The sequence below is a fragment of the Nonomuraea sp. JJY05 genome (assembly GCF_043496855.1).
GTDB lineage: Bacteria > Actinomycetota > Actinomycetes > Streptosporangiales > Streptosporangiaceae > Nonomuraea.
Genome location: NZ_JBIEIS010000005.1, coordinates 50,574 through 71,323, shown reverse-complemented (window position 1 = coordinate 71,323; position 20,750 = coordinate 50,574). Strand labels below are relative to the sequence as shown.

At 70.2% G+C, this 20,750-nt stretch carries 15 protein-coding genes; 8 read left to right on the top strand and 7 right to left on the bottom strand.

The annotated features are described in order from the left end of the window. Positions 1-437: 437 nt before the first annotated feature. The gene (locus ACFKCF_RS08170; RefSeq protein WP_394492289.1) at positions 438-3,530 is read right to left on the bottom strand and encodes an endo-1,4-beta-xylanase; all 3,093 of its coding nucleotides are present in this window, start codon (positions 3,528-3,530) and stop codon (positions 438-440) included. A gap of 205 nt (positions 3,531-3,735) precedes the next feature. Between ACFKCF_RS08170 and ACFKCF_RS08165 the strand changes: the two genes are divergently transcribed. The 3 genes from ACFKCF_RS08165 (at position 3,736) to ACFKCF_RS08155 (ending at position 5,873) form a co-directional block, all read left to right on the top strand. Beyond that, entirely contained in the window at positions 3,736-4,158 is a 423-nt protein-coding gene (locus ACFKCF_RS08165; RefSeq protein ID WP_394492288.1) for a hypothetical protein, read from the top strand. Positions 4,159-4,242: 84 nt separating this feature from the next. Beyond that, entirely contained in the window at positions 4,243-5,061 is an 819-nt protein-coding gene (locus ACFKCF_RS08160) for a helix-turn-helix transcriptional regulator (RefSeq protein ID WP_394492286.1), read from the top strand. An 89-nt stretch (positions 5,062-5,150) separates the two neighbouring features. Then, positions 5,151-5,873 carry an SDR family oxidoreductase gene (locus ACFKCF_RS08155; protein WP_394492284.1) on the top strand — a complete coding sequence of 241 codons (723 nt, stop codon included), beginning with the start codon at positions 5,151-5,153 and terminating at the stop codon, positions 5,871-5,873. A 58-nt stretch (positions 5,874-5,931) separates the two neighbouring features. Here the strand turns inward: ACFKCF_RS08155 and ACFKCF_RS08150 are convergent, their stop codons facing one another. Together ACFKCF_RS08150 and ACFKCF_RS08145 are read right to left on the bottom strand one after the other, a co-directional pair. Next, positions 5,932-9,171, bottom strand: a complete 3,240-nt coding sequence (locus tag ACFKCF_RS08150; RefSeq protein WP_394492282.1) for a hypothetical protein — start codon at positions 9,169-9,171, stop codon at positions 5,932-5,934. Next, a complete protein-coding gene (locus ACFKCF_RS08145) occupies positions 9,168-10,556 on the bottom strand; it encodes a glycoside hydrolase family 43 protein (RefSeq protein WP_394492280.1) in 1,389 nt (462 codons plus the stop codon). Before ACFKCF_RS08145 ends, ACFKCF_RS08150 begins: the two co-directional genes overlap by 4 nt. Before the next feature lie 327 nt (positions 10,557-10,883). Between ACFKCF_RS08145 and ACFKCF_RS08140 the strand changes: the two genes are divergently transcribed. Both ACFKCF_RS08140 and ACFKCF_RS08135 read left to right on the top strand, forming a co-directional pair. Beyond that, positions 10,884-11,675 carry an intradiol ring-cleavage dioxygenase gene (locus ACFKCF_RS08140; protein WP_394492278.1) on the top strand — a complete coding sequence of 264 codons (792 nt, stop codon included), beginning with the start codon at positions 10,884-10,886 and terminating at the stop codon, positions 11,673-11,675. A 107-nt stretch (positions 11,676-11,782) separates the two neighbouring features. Beyond that, positions 11,783-12,664: an intradiol ring-cleavage dioxygenase gene (locus ACFKCF_RS08135; protein WP_394492276.1), complete on the top strand. Its 882-nt coding sequence runs from the start codon at positions 11,783-11,785 to the stop codon at positions 12,662-12,664. Here the strand turns inward: ACFKCF_RS08135 and ACFKCF_RS08130 are convergent. Beyond that, positions 12,661-14,709, bottom strand: coding sequence for a GTP-binding protein (locus ACFKCF_RS08130; RefSeq protein ID WP_394492274.1), 2,049 nt, complete (start codon positions 14,707-14,709; stop codon positions 12,661-12,663). The genes ACFKCF_RS08135 and ACFKCF_RS08130 overlap by 4 nt on opposite strands. 298 nt (positions 14,710-15,007) lie before the next feature. Between ACFKCF_RS08130 and ACFKCF_RS08125 the strand changes: the two genes are divergently transcribed. After that, positions 15,008-16,990: an amino acid transporter gene (locus ACFKCF_RS08125; protein ID WP_394492272.1), complete on the top strand. Its 1,983-nt coding sequence runs from the start codon at positions 15,008-15,010 to the stop codon at positions 16,988-16,990. Positions 16,991-17,137: 147 nt separating this feature from the next. Here the strand turns inward: ACFKCF_RS08125 and ACFKCF_RS08120 are convergent, their stop codons facing one another. After that, positions 17,138-17,824, bottom strand: a complete 687-nt coding sequence (locus ACFKCF_RS08120; RefSeq protein ID WP_394492271.1) for a hypothetical protein — start codon at positions 17,822-17,824, stop codon at positions 17,138-17,140. A 208-nt stretch (positions 17,825-18,032) separates the two neighbouring features. Here ACFKCF_RS08120 and ACFKCF_RS08115 point away from each other — a divergent pair, with 208 nt between their 5' ends. Beyond that, positions 18,033-19,238: a histidine kinase gene (locus ACFKCF_RS08115; RefSeq protein WP_394492269.1), complete on the top strand. Its 1,206-nt coding sequence runs from the start codon at positions 18,033-18,035 to the stop codon at positions 19,236-19,238. Between the two features lie 10 nt (positions 19,239-19,248). Further along, positions 19,249-19,923 (top strand): response regulator, encoded by a 675-nt coding sequence (locus ACFKCF_RS08110; protein ID WP_394492267.1) that lies wholly within the window; start codon positions 19,249-19,251, stop codon positions 19,921-19,923. Positions 19,924-19,954: 31 nt separating this feature from the next. On the opposite strand, the gene ACFKCF_RS08105 is transcribed toward ACFKCF_RS08110, so the two are convergent. After that, on the bottom strand, positions 19,955-20,608 hold the full coding sequence (locus ACFKCF_RS08105; RefSeq protein WP_394492265.1) for a hypothetical protein: 654 nt from the start codon (positions 20,606-20,608) through the stop codon (positions 19,955-19,957). Further along, entirely contained in the window at positions 20,568-20,717 is a 150-nt protein-coding gene (locus ACFKCF_RS08100; RefSeq protein ID WP_394492263.1) for a hypothetical protein, read from the bottom strand. The genes ACFKCF_RS08105 and ACFKCF_RS08100 overlap by 41 nt, the downstream gene beginning before the upstream one ends. Positions 20,718-20,750 lie beyond the last annotated feature (33 nt).

The window sequence follows — 20,750 nt, the reverse complement described above, 5'->3', positions numbered from 1 at the left end:
GGGGATCTGGAGACTGGCAAGGCCAGGTCGTTCGCCCAGGACAATGGCGGCGGTGAGCGAGCTGATCGCGACGATCTTCAAGCGCGTCGGCCAGGACGCGTTGCTCTGCCGTCGCTCCCGATTACCTAACCGCCCCATCGCTATCAGGCGGAAAGCCGCAGCCGGCCGCTGAACGTCGAATGCACAACGACAAGCAGAAGACCTGTGGTCAGGAGGCTGGATGGTGCCCCGGAAGGCATCCCGGTCCGGGGTGGGCAGCAGCGGGCCCACCCGGTAACCGGATAACGGGTGGGCTCGACCGGACACCGAAGGTGTCGTCGCGCCGGAGGCGCGCTCCAGGAAGGGCAGCCCGAGCGGAGCGAGGCCCTTTGGCCCCGGGGCGGGTGTCAGCAGGCCCACTGTCCAGATGGGCGACGGGTGGGTGGCTTCGGGCTCACCTACCCCTGGGTGAGGCGGAGGACGCCCCAGTGGCTGGTGTCCAGGTAGCTTCGGCCGGTGCTGTCGTTCCAGGTCACGGCGCTGGTGCGGGCGGTGCCTGTGGCGTCGTTGACCTGGGCGTCGAAGCCCAGCAGCGTTCCCGGTGCGAGTGTGAGCGTGGGCAGGTCGATGGCCGCCTCGACGACGTAGCCGCCGGGCACCGTCCTGGCCACCGCCTTCACGTGGTCCTTCACCCCGCCCGCGTCGAACGTCCCGCCGACCGTGATCCGGCCCGAGAAGCTGATCCGGTACTGGCCGTCGTCGTCCTCGTAGCCCTTGGTCTTGCCGTTGCCCGGGTCGACGAAGATCTCGACGGAGTCCTGCTCCCACGAGTTCGGGGACTCCTCGGCCAGCGTCGGGTCGGACACCTGGGCGAGGACGTACAGCGTGGACCCGCTCCACAGCGAGCGCACCTTGGCGGTCGCGCCGGACGTGCCCTGGATCCAGGTCCCGGTGCGGATCTCCGGCGCGGCCGACCAGGCCCGGTCCACGGCGCCGTCGAGCACGGGCGTGCGGTGGGCGGCGAAGGTGAGCTTGACCGCGGGCGTGGCGGTCACCTTCCCCGTCCAGGAGGTGCTCGCGCCGGCGGAGTCGCGGACGGTCCCATCCACGTCGGTGCCGGTCCCGGCCGCGGAGTCGCGGACGGTCCCATCCACGTCGGTGCCGGTCACGTCCGCGACGGTGCCCGTCCCGGCCCCGGAGTCGCGGACGGTCACGTCCGCGACGGTGCCCGTCCCGGCCCCGGAGTCGCGGACGGTCACGTTCACGTCGGTGCCGGTCCCGATCAGGGCCTCGACGCGGTAGCCGGTCGGGGTCGGCCGCACGGCCGCCCTGGGGCCGCCGCTCCGTTTGACGACGTACGGGGTGCCGTCGACGGTGAACGTCACCCGGTCGTCCTTGCCGGCCGTCGGGTCGGTGACCTCGGCGAGCACGTACAGCCCCTTGCCGGACGAGCGAGCCTGGAACCCGGCCGACACGTTCCCCACCCGCGCGATCGGCGAGTCCGGCAGCAGGTCCCACTCGAGGTCCCGCTTGCCGTCCACCTTGGGCGTCCCGGCGGGCGCCTCCAGCCTGCGCACCAGCGGAGCCAGCCGCGACGGGTCCACGACGCCCCAGTAGGCGGGCTTGGCCTGCAGGTCGTCGTCGAACAGCAGCGGCGCGTTCAGCCGCGGGATCGGCCACGACCGCAGCCAGCTCACGTCGTCGGACTCGCCCCAGACGGTCACGGAGCTGAGCTTGGCGGCCTGCCGCCGGAAGACGTCGAAGAGCTCCTTGTAGCGGTGGCCCTGCTGGACGAGCAGCTCGGGCGGGATCGTGTCGTACGACGACACGAAGTCCGTGTAGATGCTGACGTCCAGCTCGGTGATCTGCTGGTCCACCCCCAGCGTGGCGAAGCGCTCGATCGTGGCCTCGACGGCGGAGGCGGGCGGGTGCTCGATGTTCAGGTGGAGCTGGTGGCCCACGCCGTCGATCGGCACCCCTTCCTCCTTGAGCCGCTTGACCAGCGCGTACAGGGCCTCGCGCTTGCGCGGGAACTCGGTGTTGTAGTCGTTGATGAAGAGCTTGGCGTCCGGGTCGGCCTCGTGGGCGACGCGGAAGGCGGTGCGGATGAAGTCGAGGCCGGCGATCTCGTACCACTTGGAGCGGCGCAGGCCGTCGGGCTGATTCTCGTCCACGACCTCGTTGACCACGTCCCAGGCCGCGATCTTGCCCTTGTACCTGGTCACGAGCGTGCGCACGTGCGTCTCCAGGCGCTTGAGCAGCAGCTCCTTGTCGGCGTTCTGGAAGACCCAGTCGGGGGTCTGGCTGTGCCAGGCGAGCGTGTGGCCGCGGATCGTCATGCCGTGCCGGGTGGCGAAGTCCACCAGGAAGTCGCCGTCGGCGAAGGCGAACTCGCCCTCACGGGGCTCGGTGGCGTCCCATTTGAGCTCGTTGCCGGGGGTGACGCCGCTGAAGTGCCTGGCCAGCAGCTCCCCGTGCACGCCGAGCGCGTCGGGCCGGGTCAACGCCGAGCCCATGACGAACGGCACCTTGTCCTTGAGCGCCGGGATGTCGGTCTGGATCGGCTTGGGCTGGATGTACTTCATGGAGAAGTCGTCCAGGTAGAAGGGGAACGTGCCGCTGTCGGACTCGATGTAGACGCTGAGGAAGTCGACGTCGTACGCCAGCGTGTACGTGCCGGACAACTGCACCCACTCCCCCGCCGGCACGTCCTTCGGCGAGGCGACGCGCTCGTAGCTGGGGGTGCCACCGGTCCTGCGCTCGATCGACAGGCCGAGCCGCCCCGCCGTGGCGTCCGGACCGAGCCGCACCCACACCGACAGGGCGTATTTGTCGCCCTTGGCCATCCGGCCGAGCACGTTGAGGGCGGGTCCGTCCCAGGAGGCCGAGCGGCCGCTCACGGCCAGCGAGCGGCTGCCCGCGTGGGCGGCCTCCGTGCTCGGCTGGAGGGTGGCGGCGGCCCTGGACGCCCAGTCCTGCGCGGTGCCGTCCTCGAAGTCGCTGCTGACGGGCTCGCGGGTGGGGTCGCCCAGCGGGGTGACGATGATGTCGTCCAGGTAGAACTGGCCGGTGGCGTCGGAGCTCTCGGCGTAGAGCTGCACGTCGGCGGACTCGGCGGTGAACAGGTAGTTCCCCGACAGCCGCGTCCACCCGCCGTCGGTCACGGTCGCCGCCGCGACCCGCTCGTACGTGGTGCTCCCCCCGGTCGGGGTGCGCTGGACGGTCAGCGCGATCGTGGCGGCCGGCTGCCCGCTCACCAGCCGCGCGTACGCGGTCACGGTGTAGCCGGCGCCCCTGACGAACGGCGCGGCGATGGACGCGCCGTGCCACGTGGCGGTCCGGCCGGTGGTCAGGAGGCTGCTCGCGCCCCCGTGGGCCGCGTCCGACGTCACCGTGACGGAGACGCCGTCGCCGCGTGGCCCCCATCCCTGGGTGGTGCCGTTCTCGAAGTCGTACGTGAGGTCGTACGTGAGGTGGGCCGCCGCGTTCGCGGAGACCGCGGGCACGAGGCATAACAGGGCTGCGGCAACCAGGGCTCGAAGGGTGCGCACGATGCTCCCGATGAAAGTTTCAGCGAAGCGCCGATAAATATCAGGCGGACTGTAGATGCGACCCCCTCCGAAGGTCAAGATCACCCGCAATCTTGCAATCGCTTGTTGCAGAGCAGTGCAGTTTCACTGCACGGGATTGGCGGATTGGAGGCCGTAGGTCAGCGTTTCACGCAACCGATTGCCGCACCCTCGGCGAGGTCGCCTCATGCGATTCCTGCTACTTCTCCCCTTGCTCGCCCTGCCTCCTGTGACAGCGGCCCAGGCGCCCGGCACCATCGTGGTCGCGGCGCTCGGCGAGCCGGCCGACAACACCCCCAGGATCGTGTACGTGAAGGGCGCCATAGACGCCGACACCAGCGCCGACGGCACCCCTCTGATCTGCTCGGACGCCTTCGACGGCATCGCGGCGGAGAAGGTCCTGTCGGTGTTCAACGGCACCGCGATCACCGCGAAGGGCAGCCTGGTGGACGGCGCCCCGGCCGACGTGGTGGCCGCGTACAACGCCGCGCACGGCACGGCCGTCGGGCCGGACGCCGGCTGGACCCCGGCGCTGTTCACCCGCGTCCACCCGCCGCAGGCGCTGCGGTCCCTCGTCCCGGCCAAGGCCGGAGCGGGCCGCCTGCGCTGAGCCGGATGACGCTCCGCAAGGTGGGAGCGGCGCGGCCACCTTCAGCCCTCATGGAACCCCCGCGCCTCGCCTAGCCTCGAAGGCATGGACAGGGAGAACCCACTCGGCCAGTTCCTGCGGGCCCGCCGCGAGCTGCTCCAGCCGGAGGAGGCCGGCGTGCCGGTCACGGCCCGGCGCCGCGTGGCGGGGCTGCGCCGGGAGGAGGTTGCGCGGCTGGCGGGCGTGAGCACCGACTACTACGTACGGCTGGAGCAGGGCCGCGAGCGCCACCCCTCCGCCCAGGTGGTCGACGCGCTCGCCCACGCGCTGGCCCTGGAGGAGGACGCGGTCGCGCACCTCCACCGGCTGGCCCGCCCGGTCCGGCGCAGGCGGGCGTCCACCAGGCGGGAGCGGGTCAGCCCGAACCTGGTGGGCATGATGGAGCGCTGGCCGCACACCCCCGCGGTGGTCCTGGGCCGCTGCCTGAACGTGCTGGCCGCCAACACGCTCGGCAGAGCCTTGTTCGACGGTCATGCCTACAGCGGGGACCTGGTCCGGCTGGTGTTCCTCGACCCGGACGCGCGCGAGTTCTACCCCGACTGGGACCGGGTGGCGGTCAACACGGTCGCCGGGCTCCGTGCCGGAGCGGGCGCCGACCAGGACGACCCGCTGCTGATCGAGGTGGTCGGCGAGCTGTCGGTCAAGAGCGAGCCCTTCCGCAGGCTGTGGGCCCGGCACGACATCCGCCAGAAGACCCGCGAGACCAAGCGCTTTCGCCACCCCTTGGTGGGCGAGCTGACCCTGCACTACGAGTCGCTGACCGTGAACAGCGCTCCCGGGCAGCAGCTCGTCGTCTACCAGGCCGACCCGGGCAGCCCGTCGGAAGAGGCGCTGTCCCTGCTGGGCTCCCTGACCGCCGGCTGAACAACCCTTCGCTGATCGCGCCCGGCCGGGGCGCCATTTCGCCATGCCCATCCACCTGAAGACACACGACTACCAAGGAACTGACTGATATGACGAAGATCATTCTGGTCACCGGCGCCAGCAGCGGCATCGGGCAGGCCGGCGCGGTGCGGCTCGCCCGCGAGGGCCACCACCTGGTCATCGGCGCCCGCCGTGAGGACCGGCTGGCCGCCGTCGCCGAGGGCATCAGGAACGAGGGCGGCAGTGTGGAGGTGCACCGCCTCGACGTGACGGACCGCGCGGACGTCACGAGGTTCGTCGACACGGCCGCGGAGCGGCACGGCCGGGTGGACGTGCTCGTCGGCAACGCGGGCGTGATGCCGCTGTCCCGGCTGGACTCGCTGCTGGTGGACGAGTGGGAGCGGATGATCGACGTGAACGTGCGCGGCCTGCTGCACGGCATCGCCGCGACGCTGCCCCACTTCCAGCGGCAGGGCGGCGGCCACTTCGTCACCGTCGCCTCGATCGGCGCGCACCAGGTGGTGCCGACGGCCGCGGTCTACTGCGCCACCAAGTACGCCGCCTGGGCGATCACCGAGGGGCTGCGCCTGGAACTGGACCCGAGCATCCGGGTCACGACCGTCTCCCCGGGCGTCGTGGAGTCGGAGCTGGCCGACACGATCACGGAGCCGGGCGCGCGGGAGGCGATGCGCGCGTACCGGGCGGCTTCGATCCCGCCGGAGGCGATCGCCGACGCCATCGCGTACGCGATCGGCCAGCCGCCGGAGGTGGACGTGAACGAGATGATCATCCGCCCCGCCAGGCAACGCTGACGGGGCGGGGCGGGGCGGAGTAAGGCGGGGGCGCGCAGAGGCGCGCCCCCGCGTGGTGTCACGGAACGTAGGCCTTGACCTCCAGGAGGCCGACGGAGTTGCTGCCGTTGCCGGTGAGCAGCACCCGCAGGCGGGTCGTGCTCGTGGCGTTGAAGGTGACGCTGTTGTAGGCGTTCTTGGTCAGCGTGTACGCCGAGGCGCCCGGCACGTCCACGTACGCGCTGCCGTTCCAGTACTGCAGCTTCCACGACGCGGGCATGTCGATCCCCTCGTCGTCGTCGAAGAAGTACACCTCGGCGCGGTTCATGTTCTGCGCCGCGGACCAGGTCAGGTCCACCCACTGCTGCCCGGTCTCCGGCCAGCAGCCCCAGCGCGGGTTGACGGTGTCGTTGGACGACGGCGGGTCGATCCCGTCGTTGATGGCGGCCACGCTCTCCCACGACGAGGTGTACGACGCCGACGGCGTGGCCGTCGACGCCAGGTTGGTGGTGGGCGGTTGCTGCGGTCCGCCCCGGTTGAAGACCTTGATCTCGGTGAGCCCCGTCCTGGCGCCGGACGCGGCCGTGGCCAGCACCCGCAGGCGCTGCGTGCTGATCGCGGAGAACTGCACCACGTTGTAGTTGGCCCGCGGCGCGGACGGCGTCTTGGCCTGGCCGGGCACGCTCACCCAGGCGCTGCCGTTGTAGTACTGGATGTCGTACGACGCCGGCGCCCGGTAGGTGGCGCTGGCCGGGCGGCTGTCCTTGAAGTAGAGCCGCACCTCGTTGAGCGACTTGGCGGAGCCGAAGTTCAGCTCGTACCAGTCCTGGCCGGCGGTCGTGCCGCCCCAGAACGGCTCGTTGATCGGGAAGCCGTCCACCGCGCCCGCGGTGTTGCTGCCCGAGGCGGTGGTGGAGGCCGTGACGGTGGCGCCGGTGGCGAGGTTGGTGAGGTTGGCGGTCAGGTCGACACCGGCCTTGGCCAGCATGTCGACCATGCGGGCGCTGTTCTGGGTGACCTGCGCGGGGGCCTGCAGCCCTGACACGGCCACGTGGTAGGTGACGGACCCGCTGGTGGTGACGTTACCGGTGGCCGGGTCCCACGTGAACGGCACCAGCGACGACACCGTGGCCGCCCGGTTGCCGTTGATGTAGATCGAGTAGCCCTCGGGCACGCCGGGGTAGCGCACGACGCCGTCGGACGGGTCGTCCCAGACGATGGTCAGGTCGGCGTTGCGGTAGCGCAGGTTGTTGACGGTGAAGTGGGTCCAGCCGATGTTGATCGGCGAGAGCTCCACCTTGGCGTCGTTGCGCGGCCGCAGCCCGGCGACGTCCTCGATCACGGTCCAGTTGCTGCTGCCCAGGATGTTGTGGTGGATCCACGAGCGGTAGGTGATGGACGAGCCGTTCCAGTCGGCCCAGAACTCGTTGGCGTCCGGCCACTGGGTGTTGCCGTTGATGTACTGCGCCCAGGCGTTCCAGTAGAGCAGCTTCTTGTACCAGGTCGTGTCGATCCACTCGTTGGAGTAGTTGCGCAGCACCGAGGAGAGCAGGCGGAACTGCACCGTGGAGTTGATCGTGGAGAAGTTGTTGCTGCCGGTGCCCGAGGCCGCCTTGTCGGCCTGGTTGGCGGTGTAGAAGGGGAAGATCGGATACTGCGCCGGGTCGTCGAAGAGGCGCAGGGCCTGCTTGTAGGTGGAGGTGTTGGGGATCGCGCCGACGGCGAACGGGTAGTAGTTGTTGATCTCCTTCCACGGCACCCACTCGTTGGTGGACTTCAGCCGGTGCTCGAAGAGCTGCCTGTTCGGGTTCCACAGCACGTTGACGATGGCGTTCTGGATCTGCGTGGCCAGCGTGCGCATCTCGTTGGCCTTGGCCGTGTTGCCGATCGCGTCGTACGCCTGCGCGGCGGCCAGCGCCCCGCTGTACTGGTAGGCGGCCTCGGCGCGGTCCATGTTGCCCGGCTTCCAGTGGAAGGACACGGCGTCGGCGTCGTTGCCGGTCAGGGCGCCCCAGTCGTACTCGATGAGCTTGTTGTTGTCGTGGTCGTAGTAGGAGAGCTGGCCCTTGACGTCCTGCTCGGCGTAGCGGGCCAGGTTCGCGGCGATGGCGGGCTGGCCGCCGTGGATCTGGTAGCTCTTCCAGGCCGCCTCGGCGATGTACTGCGTGTAGCTGTTGGACCAGTTCTCCGGGTCGCCTGGGTTGTCCATGAAGCGGCCGTTCTTGGAGATCTGCCCGACGCTCAGCCAGTCACCGTACGAGTAGATCGGGTTACGCAGGTACTTGAGGTCGTCGATGTGCATGGGCTGGGTCAGCGCGATCGCGTTGTTGTAGCCCAGCGCGCCCTCGACGGACGTGGGGAACTGGAAGGTCTGCCCAGGGATGTCCGCGTCCAGGTGGTTGAAGCGCATCAGCCACCAGCGGTAGTAGATGTTCTTCTTGATGCCCGGCTCGGGCACGTCGATGTAGGGGACGTTGTCGGCCCACCACTTGTTGTAGGCGCGCACGTGCGTGGCGAACGCGGTGGCGGGCGTGTAGCCGGCGTAGGCGTCGTAGTCGGTGCGGGAGGCCGCGATCTCGTTGGTGACGAAGCCCATGACGACCTTGACGGTCACCGTCGCACCGGCGGCCACCGTGACGGACCTGTTCAGCCCGCCGCTGGAGACCGTGAACCCGTCACCGGTCAGCCTCGGGTAGATGGTGGTGAGGTTGTTGTAGGCGTTCACCTGGCCGGTCAGCTCGCTGCCGCTGCCGCTGGTGGCGTACGGCGAGGTGGCCCGCAGCTGCAGCGTCGTCGAGGCGGAGCCGCCGTTGGTGATGGCCAGGTTGGCCACGGCCACGTTGTTGTCAGTGATGAACTTCGTCTGGTCGATCGTGATCGAGCCGCTGGTGTGCCGGCTCTTCCAGTAGCTGGGCGCCTGCCAGCGCGAGTTCACCTGTTCGGTGAACGTGCCGGGGGTGACGGCGACGGTGAAGGCGTTGTTGTTGCTGATGCTCTCCCAGTACGCCACCTGCCCGGCGAAGCCGAGCGTGCCGGGCGTGTGGGTCTTCATGAACAGCGCCCGGCCGCGCGTCATGAGCCACGTGCCGGCCGGGTCGTTGCCCGGGCGGGCCAGCAGCCGGTCCATCCAGAAGTCGGTGCCGGAGCTCTCGGCGTCGTAGATGGCCTGCATCATGTTGCCGGGCGTGTACGACCCCGGCGGGGCGGGGACGGCCGGGCCGCTGAAGGATGGGAAGCCGATGGTCTGGTCCGCGTGCGCCGGCGCACCGGCGACGACTAATCCCGCCACGAGCAGCAGGGCTAACAGGGCGCGCCTCATGAGAAGGCCCTCCATTCGAGCACACCGGTCGAGAATCCGGACTTGGAGGTGATGTTCAGCCTCAGCCGGGTCGTGTTGACCGAGGTGAACGTCGTGGTGTTGAAGGTGTTGCCGGCCACGCCGCAGGACGACTGGCCGGGGACGTTGACGTAGGCGCTGCCGTTCCAGTACTGCACCTGGCAGGAGGCCGGGAGGTCGATGCCCAGGTCGTCGTCGAACCAGTAGGTCTGGATCCTGGAGATGTTCTGGGCGCTGGACCAGCGGTACTCGATCCACTCGGTGCCCTGGTGGTCCCAGTTGCCGTAGGCGCCGTGGCTGTGGTCCGCCGAGTTCGCCGGGGTGTAGCCGTCATTGATCGCCCCGAGCGTCTCCCACGGCGAGACGTACGACGTGGACGGGGTCGCGCCGGCCGCCAGGTTGCCCGGGGTGGTGGGGCCGCCGGTCTGGACGACCTTCTGCATGGTGCCGTCGGCGTTGAAGTAGAGCTTGTCGATGGTCACCGAGCGGCGGAAGTTGCCTCCGCCCGGGGCGGCGGCGTTGTGGTAGACCATGTACCACTGGCCCTTGTACTCGATGATCGCCGGGTGGTTGGTGGTCGAGCTGACCTGGTCGAGCACGACGCCGCGGTGCGTCCACGGGCCGAGCGGGTTGCCGGCGGTGGCATACCTGATGCAGGCGTAACCCGGCGCGGAGCAGGCCGAGTCGTTGGCCGCGTAGGCGAGGTAGTAGACGCCGTTGCGCTTGAACATCCAGGGGGCCTCCCAGAAGTTCGACACGCCGCTCGGGGTGATGACCGAGCCGTTGAGCGTGGTCATGTTGGAGTTGAGCTTGGCCGCGCGCAGGCCGTAGTAGGAGCCCCAGTACATGTAGACCTGGCCGTCGTCGTCGGTGAAGACGGTGGGGTCGATGTTGAGCGGCGAGGAGTTGGGGGTGCTGTCGCTGATCAGCGGGCCACCCTTGGCGTCGCGGAACGGGCCGAGCGGGCTGTCGCCGACGGCCACGCCGATGTCCATCCAGCCGGCGCCGTTGCCGTTGACGGGGACGTACCAGTAGTACTTGCCGTCGGCGCCGCGCTCGACCTCGCCCGCCCAGGCGTCGGCGCCCGCCCAGGAGAAGTTCGAGATCGAGAGCTTGGCGCCCTGGTCGGTGAAGTTGGTGGCGTCGGTCGAGGTGAAGACGTGCCAGTCGCGCATGAGGAAGTTCGTGCCGCCCGCCGGGGCCTCGTCGTGGCCGGTGTAGAGGTACAGGGTGTCGCCCACGACCAGCGCGGCCGGGTCAGCCGTGTAGATCGCGGTGGTGATCGGCGCGCCCGCGTAGGCGGGCGTCGCGTTGCCGAGGATGAGCACGAGTGCCGCGGTGAGGGCCGCTGCCCAGCGTCGTCTCATGTGTTCGCCCCTTACAATCTAGCGATTGCTTTTGTTAGCGCTAACATCACGGACAGGGATCGAAGCGGTGAACCTAAAAGGTTTTCGGGAAAGTAGAACGACCAGACAGGGGCTGTCAATCGGCCACTGCAACTGTGTGCATGGCCGTCCAACTGGGCCTATCTGGCTCTACGGTCGCTGATCAGCTCGCCAGCCGTCTGGTTACAGTTTCATATCACCGAAAAGGATTTCGACCTGGATGTCGCTGACCGCAGGCCGCGCCTCCGAGGAAAGGCCGCCCTCCCGTGAGAGGTTCGTCTGAGTGAACGAACGCAAGAAGGAACTCCAGTGGGACACGATCACGAAGGTCAGCGGGTCAGCCGGCGGCGGCTGATCGCCGGCATCAGCTCGCTCGGGCTCGGCGCCGTACTGTCGGCGCCCGGCGCCCGGGCCGGGGCGGCGTCGAGCCCGGCGGCCGCGGATCTCACCTCGATGCTCGCCGGCTCGCGGGTGTGCAAGCTGACCCCGAGCGCGACGCAGGGCCCCTACTACTTCGACGCCGACAAGATCCGCAGCGACATCCGGGAGAACAAGCCGGGCGTGCGGCTGCGGGTGGGCATCAGGGTGCAGGACAGCGAGACGTGCTCGCCCATGGGCAACGCCGTCGTGGAGATCTGGCACTGCGACGCCACGGGCGTCTACTCGGGGGCGGAGAAGGAGTCGAAGGACGACGCCGCCAGCGGCCCTCCCCCGGGCGGCTTCACCGACGTGGCCTTCATGAACGACATGAGGCCTTCGGACGACTACCGCTACCTGCGGGGTGCGCAGGTCACCAACGGCGACGGCATCGTGGAGTTCACGACCATCTGGCCGGGCTGGTACCCGGGCCGCACGGTCCACATCCACACCATGGTCCACTTCAGCGACCGGCGCGTGCTGAACACGCAGATCATGTTCGACGACGCGCTCAACAACAAGGTGCTGGCGACGCCGGCCTACGCGGCGCACACCGGGCGCGACACCTTCAACGGCGCCGACAACATCTTCCGCGAAGGCATGATGCTGCAGGTCATCGAGGACGGCGACGGCTACCTGGGCACGATCATCCTGTCCGCCGACTCCGATCGGGACGGCGGCTGACGCCGTACCGACTCATGAGAACTTCATCCACGGTAAAGGAGGTCCCAAGGGGTCCCGTCCTACGGTGAGGTCCGGAACATCACAGCATCCCGGACAAGGACACCATAGTGGGACACGATCACGAAGGTCAGCGCGTCAGCCGGAGACGGCTGTTCGCCGGCATCAGCTCGCTCGGGCTCGGCAGCCTGCTGGCGGCCTGTTCGGGCGCCGAGGGCACGGCGACGACCGTCACGACGTCCACGGGCGCGAGCGTGACCCCGACCGCGACCACGGCCAAGGACCTCACCTCGCTGTTCGACGGGGCCGGCACGTGCAAGCTGACCAGCACCACGACGCAGGGCCCCTACTACTTCGACGCCGACAAGATCCGCAGCGACATCCGCGAGGACAAGCAGGGCGTGCGGCTGCGGGTGGCCATCAAGGTCCAGGACAGCGAGACGTGCAAGCCGCTCGGCAACGCGGTCGTGGAGATCTGGCACTGCGACGCGGCCGGGCTCTACTCGGGGGCCGAGGCGGCCTCGACCGGCGGCAACCCGCCCGGCGGAGGCAATCCCCCGAGCGGCGCGCCCACCGGCGCCCCGCCGAGCGGCGGCCCGGGCGGCCAGCCCAATAGCGGTGGGGGCGACATGGCGGATCTGACGCCCACCGACGACAAGCGGTACCTCCGCGGCGCGCAGGTCACCAACGCCGACGGCATCGTGGAGTTCACCACGATCTGGCCGGGCTGGTACCGATGGCGCACGATCCACATCCACGCCATGGTCCACTTCAGCAACCAGCGCGTGCTGACCACGCAGATGATGTTCGACGAGAAGCTCAACAGCGCGGTCATGGCGAAGTCGCCGTACTCGGAGCACGCGGGGCGCGACACGTTCAACGACAACGACAACATCTACGACGACAGCATGCTCATGAAGATCACCCAGGAGGACGACGGCTACCTCGGGGCCATCGTCTTCTCCGCCGACTCCGACAAGGACGGCGCCTAGACCCTGCGCACCACGTGCAGCAGGTACTCCTTCCGGTTGAGCGGGTTGTGGTCGGTGCGGGGGCGTTCCGGGATCGGCCCGCGTACGGGCTGATACCGGTCGAACGCGCACTCCAGCACGCCCTCGCCACGGGTCAGCCCGGGCAGCCGCTGCTCCAGCTCATGCACGCTCGCCGCCGGGATCTCGCCCTCCACCCCGACCTCGCCCGCCGGGCCGGGCGCCCGGGTGCGCGGGACGGCGCCCAGGCGGGCCAGCGCGGGCAGCACCGAGCCGAGCGTGTCGGCGGGCAGCTCCAGCCGGAAGCGGTGCGCCGGCTCGAACACCCTGGTCCCGGCCCGCTTCAGCGCGGCCATCAGGACCAGCGGGGTGAGGTTGCGGAAGTCGCCGGCCGTGCTGGACATGCTCTTGTCGAACACGCCGCCCATGTGGCTCTGCCTGGCCCAGTAACCGGAGTGGGTCAGGGTGACCACGCAGTCCTCGACCTGCCAGCCGTGCAGGCCCTGCCGGAGCGTCTCGCGCACCGTCTCCTCGATCGTCCTCATGAACGAGTACGGCAGCGAGCCCAGCTCCACCTCCAGCCGGAATTCCGTGCTCATGGTCGCGCTCCCTTCGGCCCCGTCCTGGTTACGCGAGCTGCCGCTTCCGTGGCCGGCTCGCCGCTCCGTCCCGCCCGCCCGGGCCGGCTCGACGCGGAGCCCGACCGTCGCGAGGAACGGGTTGGAGTCCGTGCCGATCACCTCGTACGCCTCGCCGGTGCCGATCGGACGTTCGACGCAGATCGTGGTCGTCTCGCGGAAGGCGACGTCGAGGCCGAAGTCGTCGAGGAGCGTGGCCTGGATGACCTCCTTCTGCACCTCGCCGTAGAGGGAGACGGACACCTCCTGCCGCAGGTCGTCCTGGCGCAGGCCGATCAGCGGGTCCTGCTCGGCGAGCTGGGCGAGCGCGAGGTGGAGCGCGGCCCGGTCGGCGGGGCGGCGCGGGACCACGACCGTCTCCAGGCTCGGCGGCGCGAAGTGCCCCCGCGGCCCGGCCTTGCCCGGCCGGCCGATCGCGTCGCCGATCCGGACGTCGGCCAGGCCCCAGAGGCGAGCGATCCGGCCGGCGCCCGCCGACGGGCAGCGTGCCGCCGCGCCCTGGTCGAACACGCTGATCGCCGTGACCTTCCCCTCCCGGTCGTCGCCGAAGGTCAGGCGGTCGCGGGTGCTCACCGTGCCCGAGAACAGCCGTACGTACGCGATCTTCTCGCCCGCCTGGCCGCGCTCGACCTTGAAGACCGTGCCCGAGACCGGCCCGGCGGGGTCGCCCTGGGCGGCGGGGAGCAGCTCCTCGATCCCGGCCATCAGCGCGTCCACGCCCGCGCCGGTGATCGCCGAGCCGAAGAACACCGGGTGCGCCAGCGCCTGCCCCGTCTGCGCCGCCAGCTCGGCGCGGAGCCTGGCGTACGGGATCTCCTCGCCGGCCACGTAGGCGGCCAGCAGCCCGTCGTCCTGCTCGGCCAGCACGTCCACCAGCCGCGACGCGAACGCCGGCGCGCCGTCGAACGGCGTGAAGGAGGCCGCGCCCGTGCCCAGGCCGGCCGTGGAGCCCATGGCCACCACCGACGGGGTGAGCTTGTCCGCGAGCTCCCGCACGATCCCGTCGTGACGGGCGCCGCGGCGGTCGATCTTGTTCACGAAGACGAGCGTGGGGATGCCCAGGCGGCGCAGCGTGCGCATGAGCACGCGGGTCTGCGCCTGCACGCCCTCGACGGCCGAGACGACCAGCACGGCGCCGTCGAGCACGTTGAGCACCCGCTCCACCTCGGCGATGAAGTCGGGGTGGCCGGGCGTGTCGATCAGGTTGACCGTGGTGCCGCCGATGGCGAACGAGACGACCGCGGACTTGATCGTGATGCCGCGGCGGCGTTCGAGGGCGAGCGAGTCGGTCCGGGTGTTGCCGTCATCGACGCTGCCGACCTCGTCGATGGCGCCGGCGGCGTAGAGGAGCCGCTCGGTCAGGCTGGTCTTACCGGCGTCTACATGCGCCAGGATCCCCAAGTTGAGCATACGCAACGAACGTCATGTCCTTTGAAGAGACGGCTCTTTCGATCCGGGGGGACATGAACGTTGCCCGCATCTGCTGCTCCCTTGGTCGTCCTGGCTTCGGGGCCAGCACATCAGAGGGCTTCGGCCAGAGCAACCCAATTACCGCCGTACTCCGGCTGAGGTCCTTGGGGAAGAGCACGCGAGGGCTGGAGGAATGTGGTGTTCGGGTGGGGTGTGGGGGGATTCGCCGGACCAGCCGCGTGGTAGTGCGGCGGACCCCCTAGGGTGGTGTCCGTTCTCGATGAGAGAGGAAGATCCGGTGAGCGGTACCGGTGGGCGCACGATCCCCGCGGTCGTCGAAAGCCCGACACCTCCAGCGCCCCCGTCCAACAGCCTGGCGCGCTGGTTGCTGCAGCTTCGCGTGCAGCCGACGGGCCCGGAGGCGGCCGAGGGACACGCCGAGCCGCAGGCCTGGTGGAAGGTCATGTGCCTGACCGGCGTCGACTACTTCTCCACGCTGGCCTACCTGCCCGCCATCGCCGCGCTGGCGGCCGGCGCGTTGTCGCCGCTGGCCACGCTGCTCATCGTGGCGCTGACGCTGCTGGGCATGCTGCCGATGTACCGGCGGGTGGCCCGGGAGAGCCCGCACGGGCAGGGCTCGGTGGCGATGCTGGAGCGGCTGCTGCCGTTCTGGCGGGGCAAGCTGTTCGTGCTGGTGCTGCTGGGGTTCGTGGCCACGTCGTGGATCATCACGATCACGCTGTCGGCGGCCGACGCGTCCGTGCACGTCGTGGAGAACCCGTACTTCCCGAGCTTCCTGCACGGCCACGAGGTCCTGCTGACCGTGGTGCTGCTGCTGGTGCTGGGCGGGGTGTTCCTGCTCGGGTTCAGCGAAGCGGTCGGCGTGGCGATCCCGCTGGTCGCGGTCTTCCTGCTGCTGAACGCGGTCGTCGTCGCCGTCGGCCTGGCCGACGTCTTCTCCTCGCCGGACGCGCTCTCCCGCTGGACCGACGCGCTGACCAGCGGCACGGGGGGCTTCGGCGGCCTCATCGGACCGGCCGTCCTCGCCTTCCCGCTGCTGGTGCTGGGCCTTTCGGGGTTCGAGACGGGCGTCAGCATGATGCCGCTGGTGGCCGCCTCCGGCAAGACCGCCGAGGAGCAGCTGGAGTCCCGCATCGCCAACACGCGCAAGCTGCTCACCTGCGCCGCCCTCATCATGAGCGTCTACCTGATCGCGACCAGCTTCGTGACCACGGTGCTCATCCCGGCCGAGAAGTTCCGGCCCGGCGGCGAGGCCAACGGCAGGGCGCTGGCCTACCTGGCGCACGAGCGGCTCGGCGAGATGTTCGGCACGGTCTACGACATCAGCACGATCCTCATCCTGTGGTTCGCCGGGGCCTCCGCGATGGCCGGCCTGATCAACATCGTGCCGCGCTACCTGCCCTCCTACGGCATGGCGCCCGACTGGGGCCGCGCCGTGCGGCCCGTGGTGCTGGTCTACACGGGCATCTGCGTGGTGCTCACCATCGCGTTCGACGCCGACGTGGACGCCCAGGCCGGCGCGTACGCCACGGGCATCCTGGCCATGATGGTCTCCGGCGCGGTCGCGGTGACGATCTCGGCCATCCGCCGCCGCCAGCGGGCCGCCACGGCCGGCTTCTCGGTGCTCACCCTGGTGCTGGTGTACGCGCTGGTGGAGAACATCCGGGAGAAGCCCGACGGCATCGCCATCTCCGCGCTGTTCATCCTGGGCATCATCGCCATCTCGCTGGTCTCGCGCGTCTCGCGGACGACCGAGCTGCGGGCCGACCGGATCGAGTTCGACGAGGCGGCGCGGCGGTTCGTCGCCGACTCGCTCGACTACGACGGCGCGCTCAACATCATCGCCAACCGGCGTCAGGCGGGTGACGCGGCCGAGTACGCCGACAAGGAGTCCGAGCAGCGCGGGGTCAACCCCGTGCCGGGCCGGGCGGACGTCCTGTTCCTGGAGATCGACGTCATCGACCCCTCCGACTTCAGCGACGTGCTCCACGTGCGCGGGGTGGAGGTGGACAAATACCGCATCCTGCGCGCGGAGAGCCCGGCCGCACCCAACGCCATCGCCGCCGTCCTGCTCGCGCTCCGCGACGCCGGCGGCGTGCGGCCGCACTGCTACTTCGCGTGGGCGGAGGGCTCGCCGCTGGTGCACCTGTTCCGCTACCTCATCCTCGGTCGCGGCGACACCGCGCCGGTCGTACGCGAGATCCTGCGCAAGAGCGAGCCCGACCCCGCCGAGCGGCCCGGCATCCATGTCGGCGGCTAGCGATCTTTTACTACAGCCAGGCTTTGTGATCTGTGGTCTTGCTGGGGTTGCCGGCTCCGATCGAGCGGCACACTGGCAACGACGACATCAAGATCGCCAGGGACCTGGCCTCGGTCTGGGAGACCATCGAGTGCTGAGCCGGAGCTGTCAGGCACCAGCACGCTCGCGCCGCAGCAGGCGCACGCCGGCGACCACGAGCGGCAGGAACAGCAGGGTGAAGACTCCGCCGATCACGTACGTCAGGTGGATTGGGATGACCATCATCCCGGCGAAGGCGGCGACGTAGACCGCGGTCAGCCACCACCCGGCCACGCCCGCTCGGGCGAGACCTGTGCTGAGCGCGAGCAGGCCGAGGAAGGCGAAGAGCTCCGTGCCGCTCCACAGCGGCATGAACGACGCCGCGTCCACGGCCTCGGACAGCTGCACCGCGACGTTCATCTCGAGCTGCTGCCCCAGGATCATGCGCCACCAGTCGTCCCGGACGGCCCCGGACACGTTGAGCATGCTCACCGCGCTCGCCAGCGCGCCGGCCACTGTGAGCAGGCGACCCTTGCTCCCGCGTACCAACCCGGGCACGGCCAGAGCGCCCAGCGCGCCCACAACGAGCCCATAGTGCAGCAGGATGGCCGACAGCTCGGTCAGGAAGGAATCGCGGGCGAGTGAGGTGACGTAGTGCAGGGTGGAGTCGGAGTCCTGCGGCGGGCAGGCCATCATCCCGGCGAACACCAGCACGGGTCCTGCGATCAGCGCGACGCCACCGGCCCGCCGTAGGAACCGGGCAGCCGGCTCCGCGACGTGGGGTTCGGCGGCCGGAGAGTGCGTGAGGGGGGTCATTTCGTACCTCCTGGGTGTTTGTTCGTCATCGGGCTCCACCCTCTCGCCGGAGCGTCCACCAGCGCGTCAGCCATCGCGCACCGTGATGGCTCCGCCCCGTGGCGGACCGGGCGGCCGCCGGGTCCGCTCTTTGACGGATAGCGTGAGCTGCCGGGGTCCATCGTTCGGCGGAGTCGGGAGGCGGCGAGCGCGGTTACGATCGGTGGTCATGACGATGAGCCGGCTGAGGAACGTACGCCTCATCCCCATGGTGTTCGGGCCTCTGGTCGCAGTGCTGGCCGTGGCGGAGGTCCGGCTGGACGACTTCTTCGGCGCGGCCTCCACGGCCGTCTGGGTCTCGGGCGTCGTGATGGGCGCCGGCCTGATGCTGGCGGCCTGGTGGCCACTGGCGGGTACGGTCGTCGCAGCCGCCTGCCTGCCGGTGAGCATGGTCGCGTTCGGCGCGCCCGGGGTCAGCGGCGCGACGATGATCGGGCTGCTCGGGGCGGTCGCATGGGCGGGCTGGCGCGAGCCGCGTCGGCGTTCGGTCGTGGCACTGTGCGTCGCGGGTGCGTCCTTCGCCAGTACCTCGGCCGTCACAGCTTCACCGTGGGAGCTGCTGTTCGTGCCTTCGATCCTGCTGCCGGGCTGGTCCATGGGGCTGCTGGCCCGGCGCAACGGCGAGCGGGCCGTCAAGCTGGCCGAACTCGCGGCCGCCCTCGACGCCCAGAGCGAGGCCATTGCCAAGGCCGCCGTCGCGCAGGAGCGTACGCACATCGCCCGGGAAGTGCACGACGCAGTCGCGCACTCGGTCAGCGTGATGACCCTGCAACTCGGCGGGCTGCGCAGGCTGCTCGCCGACCGCCCGGCCGAGCAAGAGGTCGTAGCCGGGCTGGAGCGCCTCGGGCGGCAGACCGTCGAGGAGATGCGCGGCCTGGTGGGCATCCTGCGCGAACGCGTCGACGGCGAGCCGCTCACCCCCATGCCGTCGCTGGCCCGGCTCGACGAGTTGATCGCCGACGTACGCGCCGCAGGGCTGGCCGTCACCCTCGACGCCCCCTCCGATCTGCCCCGACTGCCGCCGGTGCTGGATGTGACCGCGTATCGGGTGCTCCAGGAGGCGTTGACCAACGTGCTGCGGCACGCCGACGCTGCGCCGACCTCGGTCGCCATCGATTACACCGATCAGGCGCTCACCATGGAGGTACGCAACGCCCCCGCTCCCATCCCTTCGGTGAACGGGACGCGGACCGGGACAGCGAAGGTCCGCAACAGCCCCGCCGCCACCACCCCGCCCAACGGGAAGCGGACCGGCCACGGCCTGGTCGGCATGCGGGAACGGCTGGCGATGGTCCAGGGCAGCCTGCACACCGGCCCGGAGCCGGATGGCGGCTTCGCCGTACGTGCCCGATTCCCCCTCCCCCGCGCCTGGTAAGGACGCCACGATGCCAATCACCGTAGCCCTCGTCGATGACGAGGCGATGATCCGCACCGGCCTGCGGCTGGTGCTCAGCGGCGAGCCCGACATCGAGGTCGTCGGCGAGGCGTCCGACGGGGCCGAGGCCCTCGATCTCGTCGCGCGTACCCGTCCGGACGTCGTGCTCATGGACGTGCGCATGCCGCGCATGGACGGGCTGGAAGCGTCCCACCGGCTCGTCCGCGACCACCCCGACAGCAAGGTCATCGTGCTGACGACGTTCGACGAGGACGAGTACATCGCTGCGGCGCTGCGCGCCGGGGTGAGCGGTTTCCTGCTGAAGGTCGCGCCGCCCGAACACCTGATCGACGCGCTGAGGACGGTCGCGGCCGGCGGCGGACTGCTCGATCCGGCCGTCACGCTGCGGGTGATCGCCACGTTCGCCGGCCAGCCGGACCCGGCGAGGAGCGCGGGCCGGTCAGCCGAACTCGGCACGCTCACCGCTCGAGAGACCGACGTGCTGAAGCTGCTCGCGCAGGGACTGACCAACATCCAGATCGCCGGTCGGCTCCACCTCGGCGAGGCCACCGTCAAGACCCACCTGTCCCGGATCCTGATGAAGCTCGGCCTGACCACGCGCGTGCAGGCGGTGGTCTACGCCTATGAGAGCGGGCTGGTCCGCCCCGGCGAACGGCACAGCTGACAGAGGCCGCCCACGTGAATCTGAGGGCGATTCAGACGCGTACGGCACAGGACGCGCACGCGCGGCTCGTGCCCGGCTGGTAGGCGTGCCCCTCAGGCCCAGCGGGCGCTGAGCCAGGCGAGGGTGGCGCGGCGGGAGTGCTCGCGCCGCTCCCGCAGGTGCGGCGCGTGCGCCGGCCCGGGGAGCACCGCGTACGCGTCCAGTAGCCCAGGAGCGCCACCAGCCGGGCGGTCCCGCGCCCGTCGATGAGGATGTTGTCGAACCGCGGGTCGAAGTGGAGCATCGTGTCGCCGGTGACCAGCGACTCCCATTCCCGCTCGATCTCCGCCAGCCTGGCCAGATGGTCGCGTTCCCACGCGCCGAGCCGGGCGGGGCCCGGGTCCTGCCACAGCTCGCAGCGGCCCCTCATGCGCGGCGCGGGCACCCCGGGAGGCAGCGCCGCGCTGACGGCCGCCTCCTCCCGGTAGGCGCCCGCGTCCCCGCCGTCCGCCGGGACGGCCTTGACGAACACGCGCTCCCCGCCGGCGAGCGCGGCCACGCCGAGCACGCCGTCCGAGAAGCCGCCCCGCCGCTCCTCGAACCCGCGCACGGGGCCCAGCCTGCGCTCCACCTCGGCCACGAGCGACGGGGGCAGCTCGGCGAAGTCACGCCGCCGGATCGGCCTCGTCCTCCCCGTCCCACTCACGCCTGTCCATTTCCGCGACGCCCCGATCGAGCGCCAGCTTGGCGATGCGGAACCGGGCGCAGCGCGCCTCGAGCTCGTGTACGTCCTCTGGAGTCCACCATTCGATCATGGGCACCAAGGTCACCCCATGCCACCCCTCGAA

What these genes read in the sequence shown, in the direction of transcription:
- ACFKCF_RS08165 (WP_394492288.1), top strand. Translation starts at nt 3,736, where the DNA reads ATGCGATTCCTGCTACTTCTCCCCTTGCTCGCCCTGCCTCCTGTGACA.
- ACFKCF_RS08160 (WP_394492286.1), top strand. Translation starts at nt 4,243, where the DNA reads ATGGACAGGGAGAACCCACTCGGCCAGTTCCTGCGGGCCCGCCGCGAG.
- ACFKCF_RS08155 (WP_394492284.1), top strand. Translation starts at nt 5,151, where the DNA reads ATGACGAAGATCATTCTGGTCACCGGCGCCAGCAGCGGCATCGGGCAG.
- ACFKCF_RS08150 (WP_394492282.1), bottom strand. Translation starts at nt 9,171, where the DNA reads ATGAGGCGCGCCCTGTTAGCCCTGCTGCTCGTGGCGGGATTAGTCGTC.
- ACFKCF_RS08145 (WP_394492280.1), bottom strand. Translation starts at nt 10,556, where the DNA reads ATGAGACGACGCTGGGCAGCGGCCCTCACCGCGGCACTCGTGCTCATC.
- ACFKCF_RS08130 (WP_394492274.1), bottom strand. Translation starts at nt 14,709, where the DNA reads ATGCTCAACTTGGGGATCCTGGCGCATGTAGACGCCGGTAAGACCAGC.
- ACFKCF_RS08120 (WP_394492271.1), bottom strand. Translation starts at nt 17,824, where the DNA reads ATGACCCCCCTCACGCACTCTCCGGCCGCCGAACCCCACGTCGCGGAG.
- ACFKCF_RS08115 (WP_394492269.1), top strand. Translation starts at nt 18,033, where the DNA reads ATGACGATGAGCCGGCTGAGGAACGTACGCCTCATCCCCATGGTGTTC.
- ACFKCF_RS08110 (WP_394492267.1), top strand. Translation starts at nt 19,249, where the DNA reads ATGCCAATCACCGTAGCCCTCGTCGATGACGAGGCGATGATCCGCACC.
- ACFKCF_RS08100 (WP_394492263.1), bottom strand. Translation starts at nt 20,717, where the DNA reads ATGATCGAATGGTGGACTCCAGAGGACGTACACGAGCTCGAGGCGCGC.